This is a genomic window from Pseudomonas sp. VI4.1, assembly GCF_002029345.1.
Lineage (GTDB): Bacteria > Pseudomonadota > Gammaproteobacteria > Pseudomonadales > Pseudomonadaceae > Aquipseudomonas.
Window position 1 is genome coordinate 42,230 of sequence record NZ_MULM01000174.1, and the last position, 12,862, is coordinate 55,091.

Below are 12,862 nucleotides of genomic sequence, written 5' to 3' on the forward strand. Positions count from 1 at the left end.
CATGAACGATCAACAACGCCTGGAACTTGAAGCCGCCGCCTTCCGCCGGCTGGTCGCCCACCTGGACAGCCGCAAGGATGTGCAGAACATCGACCTGATGAACCTCTCCGGTTTCTGCCGCAACTGCTTGTCCAAGTGGTACAAGGCCGCTGCCGACGAACGCCAGATCGAGGTCAGCCTCGATGACGCCCGCGAAGTGGTCTACGGCATGCCGTACGCCGAGTGGAAAGCCCAATACCAGCAGGAAGCCAGCGCCGAACAACAAGCGGCGTTCGCCAAAGGAAAACCCAATGAGTGATTTGAACACCCTGCGCGCCAGCCTCAAGAGCGGCGCACACGTTTTCGCCGACACCCTGGCCTTCATCGCCGCCGGCTACGACTATCAGCCTCAGGCGTTCAGCAATGGCGGCGTGGAAAACGCCGCCGGGCAGAACGAAGGTTCGTGCAAGACCCTGGGCCTGGCACTGCTGGAAGGTCTGAGCGATGAGGAAGCGCTGTTGGCGTTTGGCGAGCATTATCGTTCGGTCGTGGCGACGCCTGAGGGCAGCGACCACGGCAATATCCGTGCGTTGATTGCCCATGGCCTGGCTGGCGTGAAGTTCACCCAGCAGCCACTGACCCGCCGGTAACCCCCTGTAGGAGCTGGCTTGCCAGCGAAGGCGTCCTCAAGGGCGATACACGACTCGAGGGCCCCTTCGCTGGCAAGCCAGCGCCTACAAGGTTCTGCGTTGTCCGGATGATTTGCATAGCGCGCAAACCACATCCCGACTTTTAAGATTGACCCGGCGACTTTATTTCGTTTGCCGGGTACCGCTGCTCACGGCTTAGATAAAAAGAAGCATCCCTTCTTCAGAGTCAGGCATTCATGAGCAGCGAAACCATCAGCCGGTCGATCAACATCGTGCACCCCATCACCCTCAGCCACGGCAAGAATGCCGAGGTCTGGGACACCGACGGCAAACGCTACATCGACTTTGTCGGCGGCATCGGCGTACTGAACCTCGGCCATTGCCATCCGCGCATCGTCGAAGCCATCCGTGAACAGGCCACGCGACTGACCCACTACGCGTTCAACGCCGCGCCTCATGTTCCCTACATCGAACTGATGGATCGTCTCGCCGCGTTTATCCCGGTGGACTACCCGGTGAGCGGCATGCTGACCAACAGCGGCGCGGAAGCGGCGGAAAACGCCCTGAAGATCGTCCGTGGCGCCACCGGCCGCACCGCCATCATTGCTTTCGATGGCGCCTTCCATGGCCGCACGCTGGCCACGCTCAACCTCAACGGCAAAGTCGCGCCCTACAAACAGAAAGTCGGCGTGTTGCCGGGTCCGGTGTACCACCTGCCCTTCCCCAGTCAAGACAACGGCGTGAGCTGCGCCGAGGCCTTGAAAGCCATGGAGCGCCTGTTCAGCGTCGAAATCGACGTCGAGGACGTGGCCTGTTTTATCGTCGAACCGGTGCAGGGCGAAGCGGGCTTCCTGGCGATGGACGTGGAGTTCGCCCAGGTGCTGCGGCGCTTCTGTGATGACAAGAACATCCTGTTGATCGCCGATGAAATCCAGTCCGGCTTCGGTCGCACCGGGCAACGCTTTGCGTTCTCGCGACTGGGCATCGAGCCGGACCTGATCCTGCTGGGCAAAAGCATCGCCGGTGGCGTGCCGCTGGGGGCGGTGGTCGGGCGCAAGGCGCTGCTCGACACGTTGCCGAAGGGCGGACTGGGCGGCACTTACTCGGGCAATCCCATTGCCTGCGCCGCGGCATTGGCGACGCTCGACGAAATGACCGACGCGCATCTGCACGCCTGGGGTGCGCAACAGGAAGAAGCGATTGTCAGCCGCTACCAAGCCTGGCGCACCCGCAAGCTGTCGCCGTATCTGGGTCGCCTGACCGGCGTCGGGGCGATGCGCGGCATCGAGCTGATCATGCGACGGCACTCCGGCATCGGCGCAGTTGACGCAACTGTTGGCGTTGGCGCGCGACGCGGGTTTGCTGCTGATGCCCAGCGGCAAGTCGCGTCACATCATCCGGCTGCTGGCACCGCTGACCACTGAAGCGGCGGTGCTGGAGGAAGGACTGGACATTCTTGAGGCATGCCTCGCCAGGCTTTCCTGAAAAGCAAACTACGATCAGGGACTGACGTAGCGAATTATGTTCGCTTGCGGTCCCTGAAAATGCGCCGCAATACTGGCTAAAGACCTTGCTGCAGGCGCCAGCAATGCGTCGATCCGACTTGGCGCAGGCGATCTTGGGGACGCCTTCGCCGGCAAGCCGGCTCCTACAAAAAGCAGATCACCTGAGCGTTTGGATCAGTCAACCCCCCGTTCATCAAGCGAGATCACTGCCACCTACACACCTGAGGTCGTCATGTATCACGACAATATAATTTATAAGAAAAAGTCCAACGATCCTCAATTCCTGCTTGGCGTCGCCGTGGTGCTGTTTCTCGGCTCCTACCTGATGAACCTGGGTAACAGCGCCCTCAGTCACTTCCTGCATCCGCTGCTGGGCAATGCCCCGGACAGCCTGACCGCACGCAATATCGCCATGGGCCTGGGCATCGCCGCACTGGGCACGCTGAACTTCCACGTCCTCGGGCGCTTGAAGTTCAAGGTGCAGACCACCGTGGTCTGGATCGAATTGTTGATCCTGTTCCTGGCGTTCTTCGACACCTTCGACCTGTCCTACAGTTTCATCCTCGACAAGATCGGCTTCCTGATCATCCAGGGCGCTGCCACCACGCTGTACATTTCCGCCATCGCGATTGTGATTGCCTTCGTCCTGGCATTGATCGGTGCCGTGGCCAAGCTGTCGAACAACGGCCTGGCCAATGCCATCGCCTCGTTCTATACCTCGTTCTTTCGCGGCGTGCCGTTGCTGATCCAGATCTACCTGATTTACCTGGGACTGCCGCAGCTCGGTTATGTGGTCGACGCGGTGCCGGCGGGCATTCTTGCGCTGTCGCTGTGTTACGGCGCCTACATGACCGAGATTTTTCGCGCAGGCATCCAGAGCATTCCGGTTGGCCAGTGGGAAGCTTCCCGGGCGCTGGGCATCAACCCGTTCAAGACCCTGAGCCGGGTGATCATGCCGCAAGCCTTGCGGGTGATCATCCCGCCCACCGGCAACCAGTTCATCGCCATGCTCAAGGACAGTTCGCTGGTGTCGGTGATCGGCGTCTGGGAACTGATGTACCTGGCCAAGACCCAGGGCCGCGCGGACTTCCGCCACCTGGAAATGCTGATCACCGCCGCGATGATTTACTGGGCGCTGTCGTTCATCCTTGAACGGGTGCAGGCGCGGATCGAAAAACGGGTCAATCGATCCATAGCAAGGGGTTGAATGGCTGATGACTCGGACCAATACCGCTGAACTGCCCGACCTGGTACCTGCTGCGCAGACCAGCCCTTCCATGATTTCCATCACTGGCCTGAACAAGTGGTACGGCAATTTTCACGCCTTGCGCGATGTCGACCTGACCGTCGCCACCGGAGAAATCCTGGTGGTGTGCGGCCCCTCGGGCTCAGGCAAGTCGACGATGATTCGCTGCATCAACCACCTGGAGAACTTCCAGAAAGGCCAGATTCAGGTCAACGGCATCACCCTCACCAGCGAGGCGGAAAGTGTCAGCGCCGTGCGCAGGGAGATCGGCATGGTGTTCCAGAGTTTCAACCTGTTCCCGCATTTGAGCGTGATGGACAACCTGACCCTGGCCCCGCAACTGGTGCAAGGCGTGTCGTCCGCCGAGGCGAAAAAACGCGCCCAGGTGTACCTGGAGCGGGTGCGCATAGCCGAGCATGCCGACAAATACCCGTCGCAATTGTCGGGGGGTCAGCAACAGCGCGTGGCGATTGCCCGGGCGCTGTGCATGAACCCCAAGGTCATGCTGTTCGATGAGCCGACCTCGGCCCTGGACCCGGAAATGGTCCACGAAGTGCTGGACGTGATGGGCGAATTGGCCACCGATGGCATGACCATGATTTGCGTGACCCACGAGATGGGTTTTGCCAGCAAGGTCGCCGACCGCGTGCTGTTCATGGACCAGGGCCAGGTTATCGAGCAAGCCACCCCCGCCGAATTTTTCAACAACCCGCAGACCGAACGCGCACAACAGTTCCTGTCACAGATCATTGGTCACTGAGCACCGCTTTGCCGCCCCAAAACAATAACGATAAGTGGAGATGGACATGATCAGCAAACAACACCTGTTAGCCGCCGCACTCTCGCTGGCGTTCATCGGCGCCGCCAACGCTGGCGCCGTCCTGGACAAGATCCAGAGCAGCAAGACCATGACCGTCGCCACGTCGGCGACCTGGCCACCCCAGGGTTTTATCAACGACAAGAATGAAATCGACGGGTTCGATATCGACGTCTCCAAGGAGATCGCCAAGCGTCTGGGGGTCGAGGTCAAATTCATCACCCCTGACTGGGACGTGATCACCGCGGGCAAGTGGAACGGGCGCTGGGACATGTCGGTGGGCTCGATGACCGCCACCAAAAGTCGCGCGCGGATCCTCGACTTCCCCGCGACCTATTACTACGTGCCGTATGTGTTTGCAGTCCATACCAAATCGGCGTTGACCGACCACAAAGCGCTCAATGACAAGACCATCGGCGTCGAAGGCGGCACCACCTCCGAGGACTATTTCAGCCAGGCGCTGGCCATCGAAACCACTGACGTGCCGCCAGTGGTTTATGACGTGCAGACCAAGAAAATGAAAACCTATGCCGGCTCCCTCGGCCCGCTGGATGACTTGCGTCTGGGCGACGGCGTTCGTCTTGATGGCATCCTCACGCAACGCAGCACCCTGGAAGCGGCGATCAAAAAGAATTACCCGCTGCGGGCCGTCGACAACAGCATCGTATTCTACGAACCGCTGGCGATTGCTACCGACAAGGGTGACCCGGAGTTGAAGGCCAAGCTGAGTGAAATCATCGGCGCGATGCACAAGGACGGCACGCTGACCAAGCTGTCGAACAAGTGGTATGGCGTGGATTATTCAACGGTCAACTAAACACCTGCCCCCTGTAGGAGCGAGCCCGCTCGCGAAGGACGTCAACGATGACGCAGGCAGTCTGAATGCACGCGGCGCTCCTGCGTTTTTCGCGAGCGAGCTCGCTCCTACAAAAAAACAGTTTCTCAAGGATTGACCATGTCCTTCCCCACCACCTGGTATTCCCAAACCTCGCTGCCCCGCGCAACCAGGCCTGAACTGAACGCCGATCAAACCTGCGACGTCTGCATCATCGGCGCCGGGATTGCCGGCCTGACCGCCGCCCTGGAACTGAGTCGACGCGGCAAACGCGTGATTATCCTTGAAGCCCATCAAGTCGCCTGGGGCGCGTCCGGTCGAAACGGCGGGGTCGTCTCACCGGGCTGGGCCGAAGGATCGGGGGCGATCCGCAAGAAACTTGGACTGAAACACGCAAAGGCGCTGTTCCAGATGTCGGTCGAAGGCGTGGAAATCGTCCGGCGCAACATTGCCGAACTGGCGCTGTCCGGTTGTGATCCATCCGCCGGTACGATTCGGGTCAAGCGCTACGACGACAGCGTTGGCGTGAAAAGCCATATCGATAGCATGCGCCGGGACTTCGGCTACTCGCTCAACTACCTCGACACCGCCCAAGTCCGCGAACGGGCGCACACTTCGCGCTATTTCCAGGGGGTCGAAGACCCCAATGCCCTGCACTTCCACCCGCTGAATTATTGCCTGGGCCTGGCCTTGGCCATCGAAGCGAGCGGGGGACGGATTTTCGAACAATCGAAAATGCTCGCCTGGCGTTGCGCAGGCGCCAACAAAATCGTCCAGACCGCCCACGGCACCGTGCACTGCCAGGACCTGGTGTTCTGCGCCGGTGGCTACGGCGGCCCGGAGCTGCAAAAACTCAGCCGCGCCTACCTGCCTATCGCGACCTACGTGGTGCTGACCGAACACCTGGGCGACTCGATCAAAAACATTCTCGACTCCGGTGCCGCGTTTTCCGACGACCGCCGCGCATCGGACTACTACCGCATCGTCGAAGGCGATCGCCTGCTGTGGGGCGGACGCATCACCACCCGCAACGAACAGAACGAACACGCGCTGGCGGCGATGCTCAAGGCGGACATGGTTTCGGTCTATCCGCAATTGGCGCCGGTGAACATCGAACTGGCCTGGTCTGGCCTGATGGGTTACTCCACCAACAAAATGCCCAACCTGGGAATGCTCGAACCAGGCGTCTGGGCCTGCACCTCGTTTGGTGGCCATGGTTTGAACACCGGCTCGATTGGCGGCCGGGTGATTGCCGAGGCGGTGTGTGGGGAAACGGCGCGGCATGAGTTGTTCAAGCCGTACCTGCTGGACTGGAACGGGGGGCCATTCGGACGGGTTGCGGCGAATGCGATTTACCAATCGTTGAAGGTGATGGATTTTGTCCAGGAGCGGTTGCGCGGCTGAACGCAATCGACGCGGCCAACACAATCCGTGTAGGAGCTGGCTTGCCAGCGAAAGCGGTGGGTCAGCTGGAAAATTTTTCGACTGAACGGATGCCTTCGCTGCGGTGCGGCGATCCGACAAGCCAGCGCCTACAGGAGATGTGGTGGACGCGCACTTGTCGTGGATACAAAAAAACCGGCCGAAGCCGGTTTTTTCATGGCGACGAAATCAGAACTTGGCGTTCTGCAGATCATCGAGGTAACGCTCGGCATCCAGTGCCGCCATGCAGCCGGCGCCGGCCGAGGTGATGGCCTGACGGTAAACGTGGTCAGCCACGTCACCGGCGGCAAAGATACCTTCCAGGCTGGTGGCCGTCGCGTTGCCGTCACGGCCGCCCTGCACCACCAGGTAACCGTCTTTCAACGTCAGCTGGCCTTCGAACAACGACGTGTTCGGGGTGTGGCCGATGGCGATGAACACACCGTCGACAGTCAGCTCGTCGAAGCTGCCATCGTTGTTCTTCAGGCGAGCACCGGTCACGCCCATGTTGTCGCCCAGCACTTCGTCCAGGGTCGCGTTCAATTTCAGGACGATCTTGCCTTCGGCCACCCGGGCATTGAGCTTGTCGATCAGGATCTTCTCGGCGCGGAAGGTTTCGCGACGGTGGATCAAGGTCACAGTGCTGGCGATGTTCGCCAGGTACAGCGCTTCTTCGACAGCGGTGTTGCCGCCACCGACCACGGCCACTGGCTTGTTGCGATAGAAGAAACCGTCGCAGGTCGCGCAGGCCGAAACGCCTTTGCCCATGAACGCTTCTTCCGACGGCAAGCCGAGGTAACGGGCGCTGGCGCCAGTGGCGATGATCAGCGCGTCGCAGGTGTAGGTCGCGCTGTCGCCGGTCAGGGTGTATGGCTTGGCAGCGAAGTCCACGGCATTGATGTGATCGAAGACGATCTCGGTTTCAAAGCGCTCGGCGTGCTCTTTCATGCGCTCCATCAGCGCCGGGCCGGTCAGGCCATGGACATCGCCCGGCCAGTTGTCGACTTCGGTGGTGGTGGTCAATTGACCGCCGGCCTGCATGCCGGTGATCAGCAAAGGCTTGAGGTTGGCACGGGCGGCATAGACGGCGGCGCTGTAACCGGCAGGGCCGGAACCGAGAATAATCACTCGCGAATGACGGACTTCAGACATGACCTGCTCCTGTTGACCGGCCTGGAATACCTGGCGCGGAACGCCGGGTTGCCGGCGGGAATAAAAAAGGATCGTTGAAAGCACTTGGGGAAGGCTTGGCTCGACAATCCTGTAAAAAGAATGGGTGCAGCGTATCGAGGGGGCGAAGATTAAGGAAATACGGTTTAACAATCCAGCTCATAGGCGGTCTCTATCCAGTCACGGTGCAGATATAGACGCCTTTGTTACTGTTAATGTCGATGTCACCGCCACGCTTTCGCCTGTCAGGCAAAGCCGGTAAGGTCGGCGCGTTTCCCCTTTGCTCGGAGCTCGATATGCCCGCCCCCGTTCTGTCCGGCCCGCAATACCTGCGCGAAGGCCTCCGGCTGGTCCTCAGCCCCAGCCTGCGCTTGTTCGTCTTGTTGCCGCTGGCGATCAACCTGGTGCTGTTCGTCGGATTGATCTATTTGGCCAGCCATCAATTCAGCCTGTGGGTCGAGACCTTGATGCCGTCCCTGCCTGAATGGCTGAGCTTTCTCAGTTATGTCCTCTGGCCGCTGTTCGTGGTGCTGGTGGTGTTGATGGTGTTTTTCACCTTCACCATGCTCGCCAATGTCATCGCCGCGCCGTTCAACGGTTTCCTGGCGGAGAAAGTCGAAGTGGTGGTGCGCGGCACCGACGACTTCCCGGCCTTCAGTTGGGGTGAACTGATTGCCATGGTTCCCCGCACCTTCGCCCGGGAAATGCGCAAGCTGGGCTACTTCCTGCCCCGCGCCATCGGCTTGTTCATCCTCTCGTTCATCCCGGTGGTCAACATCATCGCCGCGCCGCTGTGGCTGTTGTTCGGGGTGTGGATGATGGCGATCCAGTACATCGACTACCCGGCGGATAACCACAAGCTGGGCTGGAACGAGATGCTCGCCTGGCTGCGGCAGAAACGCTGGCAGAGCATGAGTTTCGGCGGAAGCGTTTACCTGGTGCTGCTGATCCCGGTGGTCAACATCCTGATGATGCCGGCCGCCGTGGCGGGGGCGACGCTGTTCTGGGTCCGTGAGCGCGGCGCGGAAAACCTGGTGGTCCAGCGCTGAGCGGGTCATAAATCCATCATCAAACCGCCACAATGACGACATGGCCTCAGCCGATACTGGGGTCATGACGACAGCTCTGCATATCACTCTGATCACCGAAACCTTTCCTCCCGAAATCAACGGCGTGGCCAACACCCTCGGCCGCTTGTGCGACGGCCTGCGCGCGCGCGGGCACCAGGTGGAACTGGTGCGGCCGCGACAGGTGGGCGACCAGCAGCTGGGCAGCGACGATGAATTGCTGTTGTGCCGGGGCTGGCCGCTGCCGGGTTATCCCGGTTTGCAATGGGGGCAGTCATCGATGCACAAGTTGCTGCGCCGCTGGAAACGCCATCGGCCGGACGTGCTGTACATCGCCACGGAAGGACCGTTGGGACTGTCCGCATTGCGCGCGGCGCGGCGCCTGGGGATCTCCGTAGTCAGCGGCTTTCACACCAATTTCCAGCAATACACCAGCCAGTACGGGCTGGGCTTGCTGACGCGCCTGCTGACCCACTACCTGCGCTGGTTTCACAACCGTTCGACCCTGACCCTGGTGCCAAGCATCAGCCAGCGCCTGGAGCTGGAACGTCGGCATTTCGAGCGCCTGGCGCTGTTGTCGCGAGGTGTCGACAGCCAGTTGTTTCATCCGGCCAAACGGCTGCAGTCACTGCGCGAACAGTGGGGACTGGCGGAGAACGACATCGCCGTCATCCACGTAGGACGCTTGGCACCGGAGAAGAATACCGGTTTGCTCAGGCGCAGTTTTGATGCGCTGAAAGCGGCTTATCCAAAGCGTACGATCAAGTTGATCGTGGTGGGTGACGGGCCGCAACGCGTGATTCTGGAGAAGGAACTGCCCGAGGCGATTTTCTGTGGCTCGCAACGCGGCGAAGCCTTGGCCAGTCACTATGCGTCGGCGGATCTTTTTCTGTTTCCGAGCCTGACCGAAACCTTCGGCAATGTGGTGCTTGAGGCGCTCGCTTCGGGGCTGGGGGTGGTGGCCTACGATATGGCCGCGGCCGCTCAGCATATTCGCCATGGCTACAACGGCGTACTGGCGATGCCGGGGGATGAAGAGGCGTTTTGCGATGCCGCGGTGTGGTTGCTCGAGGAGGAGGAGACCTTGCGCTGCGTGCGGCTCAATGCGCGGCAGCATGCGAGTCGCCAGGGATGGGCGGCGATTATCGAGCAGTTCGAGGGGCAGTTGCGGGGGGCTTGCGTGGGGGAGTTGGTGGTGCCGAATGCACCGACCATGCCCTGAATTTTTGCTGACATTAAGGCCGTCTTCGCTGGCAAGCCAGCTCCTACAGGATTTGTGCGACCACATGATATGTGAACACCAGGAACCCTGTAGGAGCTGGCTTGCCAGCGAAGAGGCCCTTCCAGGCGCTGCTTAAACCAATGTCATCAACGCCTCACGACTGAACGGCAGGATGTCCTCTTCACGCCCGTCCCGCACTTTCTGCGCCCAATCCGGATCCACCAGCAGCGCACGCCCCACCGCCACCAGATCGAACTCATCATTGTTCAACCGCTCCAGCAGTTTTTCCAGACTGGCCGGCTGGGCGATCTTGTCGGTGTTGACCATGAACTGCAGGAACTCGCCATCCAGGCCGACACTCCCGACCGTGATGGTCGGCTTGCCGGTGAGCTTGCGCGTCCAGCCTGCCAGGTTCAGTTCGGAACCGTCGAATTCCGGCTCCCAGAAACGGCGCGTCGAGCAGTGGAAAATGTCCACGCCTGCGTCGGACAATGGCTTGAGGAACTCGCCCAGCGCTTGCGGGGTTTGCACCAGGCGCGCGGTGTAATCCTGCTGCTTCCACTGGGAGAAACGGAAGATGATCGGGAACCCTTCACCGACCGCTGCACGCACCGCCTGAATCAGTTCGATGGCGAAACGCGAACGGCTGGCCAGGCTACCGCCGTATTCGTCAGTGCGCTGGTTGCTGCCTTCCCAGAAGAACTGGTCGACCAGATAGCCGTGGGCACCATGGATTTCCACGCCGTCCATGCCGATGCTCTGCGCGTCTTTGGCCGCCTGGGCAAACGCAGCGATCACCTCCTGGATGTCCTGTTTGCTCATGCCGCGAACCACGACCTGACCGTCCTTGAGTTTTTCCGACGGACCGTAACCCGGCACGCTGGCATCCGGCTCGGTGCCGATGCGGCGCACACTGCCGACATGCCACAGCTGAGGCACGATCTTGCCGCCTTCGGCGTGGACCGCGTCGACGACTTTCTTCCAGCCGGCCAATGCTGCTTCACCGTAGAAGTGCGGTACGTTCGGGTAGCCGTTGGACGCCTTGTGCCCAATGGTGGTGCCTTCGCTGATGATCAACCCGACGCCGGCGGCGGCGCGACGACGGTAGTACTCGATCACTTTGGAATTGGGCACGCCGCCCGGCGAAAACGAGCGGGTCATCGGGGCCATGACGACCCGGGTCGGCAGTTCGAGGGTGCCGAGGTGGAACGGTTTGAACAGGGCTTTGACGGGCATGGGGGCGCTCCACGAGGAAATATTTTATGACGAGTATAATATTGAGCGCGCGACAGATTGAACAGCACTATTGATTGCGGTGATTAAGGTTCAAAAGGTATGAATAATGTAGGAGCGAGCTGCTCGCGATGGTCGTCAACGATAACGCTGTGAGCCTGATACTGCGCGGCGTTCTCAGGTACATCGCTGGCAAGCCAGCTCCTACACGCGATGGTCGTCAACGATAACGCTGCGAGCCTGATACTGCGCGGCGCTCTCAGGTACATCGCTGGCAAGCCAGCTCCTACAAAGAGATGTCAGCTCAGGGCTTTTTCGATCGCCTGGACGACCGCAGGATCATCCGGCGGTGTACGCGGCGAGAACCGCGCGAGCACGCGTCCATCCTTGCCGAGCAGGAATTTTTCAAAGTTCCAGGTGATGTCACCCGGGAACTCGGCGCCCTCGCCCGCCAGCAGACGGTACAACTGATGGCGATCGTGGCCGTTGACTTCCAGCTTGCTGGACAACGGAAAGGTCACGCCATAGTTGAGTTCGCAAAACGCCTGGATTTCTTGCTCGGTGCCCGGTTCCTGCCCGGCAAACTGGTTGCACGGCAAGCCCAGCACACTGAAACCCTTGGCTTCGTATTTCTGATAAAGGTTTTCCAGCGCCGCGTACTGTGGGGTCAAACCACATTTGGAGGCGACGTTGACCACAAGCACGACGCGCCCCTTGAGGGGTGCCAGCGGTAGCTCCTGACCATCCAGGGCTGTCAATTTAAGGTCGTGAAAAGCACTCATGACGAACTCCAGATTCCCGTTCTTCTCAAAACAGCCACTTGGCGGTGCCATCAAGGACAGCCGCGGACTAAAAAGGCGCCCTCGGGCGCCTCTCCAGTACTCGAAAGCTTAGCGCAGAAAATCAGTGATGATGGCCACCTTCGCCATGGACGTGGCCATGAGCGATTTCTTCCTGGCTGGCATCACGGATGTCGATGATCTTGACCTGGAAATTCAGGCGCTGACCGGCCAACGGGTGGTTGCCGTCGACGGTGACGTCGTCGCCATCCAGATCGCGAATGGTGACGATCTGCATCTGGCCGTCCGGCGCGGAAGCGTGGAACTGCATGCCCACTTCCAGTTCGTCGACGCCTTCGAACATGCTGCGGCTCAGGGTGCTGACCAGTTCGGCAGCGTACTCGCCGTAGGCATCTTCAGGTTCTACGGCGACCGTCAGTTCGTCACCGACTGCCTTGCCGTCCAGGGCCCGTTCAGGCCTGGAATGATGTTGCCTGCGCCTTGCAGGTAGACCAGCGGCGCGCCGCCGGCGGAGCTGTCGATGACCTCACCAGCGTCGTTGGTCAGGGTATAGTCGATGGAGACAGCCTTATTGGCGGCGATCAGCATGGGGCGAGACCTTTTGCATAAGAATATTGAAAGACCCAGTTTAGCGAAGCAATCGCCCGAAAGCGAACACAACCCGGACAGACGGACCGCAGCGAAAGGCTCGACTGTTACAGGCTTCCATCAGGACGAAGACGGCCACTGGGTGGCCGAGCTTTCCTGCGGCCACACTCAGCACCTGCGCCACCAGCCACCGTGGCAGTCCCGGGCCTGGGTGCTGAACCCTTTGCTGCGCAATGAAAAAATAGGCCAGCCCTTTGCTTGCGGTTGGTGTGCACAAGGCTCTGTAAGCGATAACCTTGACGACTGAAATTCGGTAGACGACCCGTCA

General features: G+C 60.4%; 12 protein-coding genes and 2 pseudogenes. 10 read left to right on the plus strand and 4 right to left on the minus strand.

Features of this window, described 5'->3' with window-relative positions:
• Position 1: 1 nt before the first annotated feature.
• The 7 genes and pseudogenes from BZ163_RS24550 to BZ163_RS24580 all read left to right on the plus strand — a co-directional run bounded on the left by BZ163_RS24550 (position 2) and on the right by BZ163_RS24580 (position 6,436).
• Positions 2–298: a DUF1244 domain-containing protein gene (locus tag BZ163_RS24550; RefSeq protein ID WP_017336573.1), complete on the plus strand. Its 297-nt coding sequence runs from the start codon at positions 2–4 to the stop codon at positions 296–298.
• A complete protein-coding gene (locus BZ163_RS24555) occupies positions 291–629 on the plus strand; it encodes a HopJ type III effector protein (protein ID WP_128872975.1) in 339 nt (112 codons plus the stop codon). The genes BZ163_RS24550 and BZ163_RS24555 overlap by 8 nt, the downstream gene beginning before the upstream one ends.
• A 236-nt stretch (positions 630–865) precedes the next feature.
• Positions 866–2,114: pseudogene (locus BZ163_RS24560) on the plus strand (aspartate aminotransferase family protein).
• Between the two features lie 252 nt (positions 2,115–2,366).
• Positions 2,367–3,341, plus strand: a complete 975-nt coding sequence (locus BZ163_RS24565; RefSeq protein ID WP_128872976.1) for an amino acid ABC transporter permease — start codon at positions 2,367–2,369, stop codon at positions 3,339–3,341.
• Positions 3,342–3,411: 70 nt separating this feature from the next.
• On the plus strand, positions 3,412–4,140 hold the full coding sequence (locus BZ163_RS24570) for an amino acid ABC transporter ATP-binding protein (protein ID WP_128873045.1): 729 nt from the start codon (positions 3,412–3,414) through the stop codon (positions 4,138–4,140).
• Between the two features lie 46 nt (positions 4,141–4,186).
• Complete coding sequence (locus tag BZ163_RS24575; RefSeq protein ID WP_128872977.1) at positions 4,187–5,014, plus strand: transporter substrate-binding domain-containing protein; 828 nt, start codon at positions 4,187–4,189, stop codon at positions 5,012–5,014.
• 138 nt (positions 5,015–5,152) lie between these two features.
• Entirely contained in the window at positions 5,153–6,436 is a 1,284-nt protein-coding gene (locus BZ163_RS24580; protein ID WP_128872978.1) for an FAD-binding oxidoreductase, read from the plus strand.
• Positions 6,437–6,643: 207 nt separating this feature from the next.
• Here BZ163_RS24580 and trxB read toward each other — a convergent pair whose 3' ends face one another.
• Positions 6,644–7,606, minus strand: coding sequence for a thioredoxin-disulfide reductase (gene trxB / locus BZ163_RS24585; protein WP_128872979.1), 963 nt, complete (start codon positions 7,604–7,606; stop codon positions 6,644–6,646).
• Positions 7,607–7,920: 314 nt separating this feature from the next.
• On the opposite strand from trxB, the gene cysZ reads away from it, so the two are divergent.
• Both cysZ and BZ163_RS24600 read left to right on the plus strand, forming a co-directional pair.
• Positions 7,921–8,673, plus strand: a complete 753-nt coding sequence (gene cysZ, locus BZ163_RS24595) for a sulfate transporter CysZ (protein WP_128872980.1) — start codon at positions 7,921–7,923, stop codon at positions 8,671–8,673.
• A 40-nt stretch (positions 8,674–8,713) separates the two neighbouring features.
• Entirely contained in the window at positions 8,714–9,913 is a 1,200-nt protein-coding gene (locus BZ163_RS24600; RefSeq protein WP_128872981.1) for a glycosyltransferase family 1 protein, read from the plus strand.
• 132 nt (positions 9,914–10,045) lie between these two features.
• Here the strand turns inward: BZ163_RS24600 and BZ163_RS24605 are convergent, their stop codons facing one another.
• The 3 genes and pseudogenes from BZ163_RS24605 to BZ163_RS24620 all read right to left on the minus strand — a co-directional run bounded on the left by BZ163_RS24605 (position 10,046) and on the right by BZ163_RS24620 (position 12,534).
• Positions 10,046–11,149, minus strand: coding sequence for an NADH:flavin oxidoreductase (locus BZ163_RS24605; RefSeq protein ID WP_128872982.1), 1,104 nt, complete (start codon positions 11,147–11,149; stop codon positions 10,046–10,048).
• 296 nt (positions 11,150–11,445) lie between these two features.
• Entirely contained in the window at positions 11,446–11,928 is a 483-nt protein-coding gene (locus tag BZ163_RS24615; RefSeq protein WP_128872983.1) for a glutathione peroxidase, read from the minus strand.
• 121 nt (positions 11,929–12,049) lie between these two features.
• A pseudogene (locus BZ163_RS24620) lies at positions 12,050–12,534 on the minus strand (peptidylprolyl isomerase).
• Here BZ163_RS24620 and BZ163_RS24625 point away from each other — a divergent pair.
• Positions 12,503–12,841 (plus strand): DUF3565 domain-containing protein, encoded by a 339-nt coding sequence (locus tag BZ163_RS24625; protein WP_128872984.1) that lies wholly within the window; start codon positions 12,503–12,505, stop codon positions 12,839–12,841. The pseudogene BZ163_RS24620 and the gene BZ163_RS24625 overlap by 32 nt on opposite strands.
• Positions 12,842–12,862 lie beyond the last annotated feature (21 nt).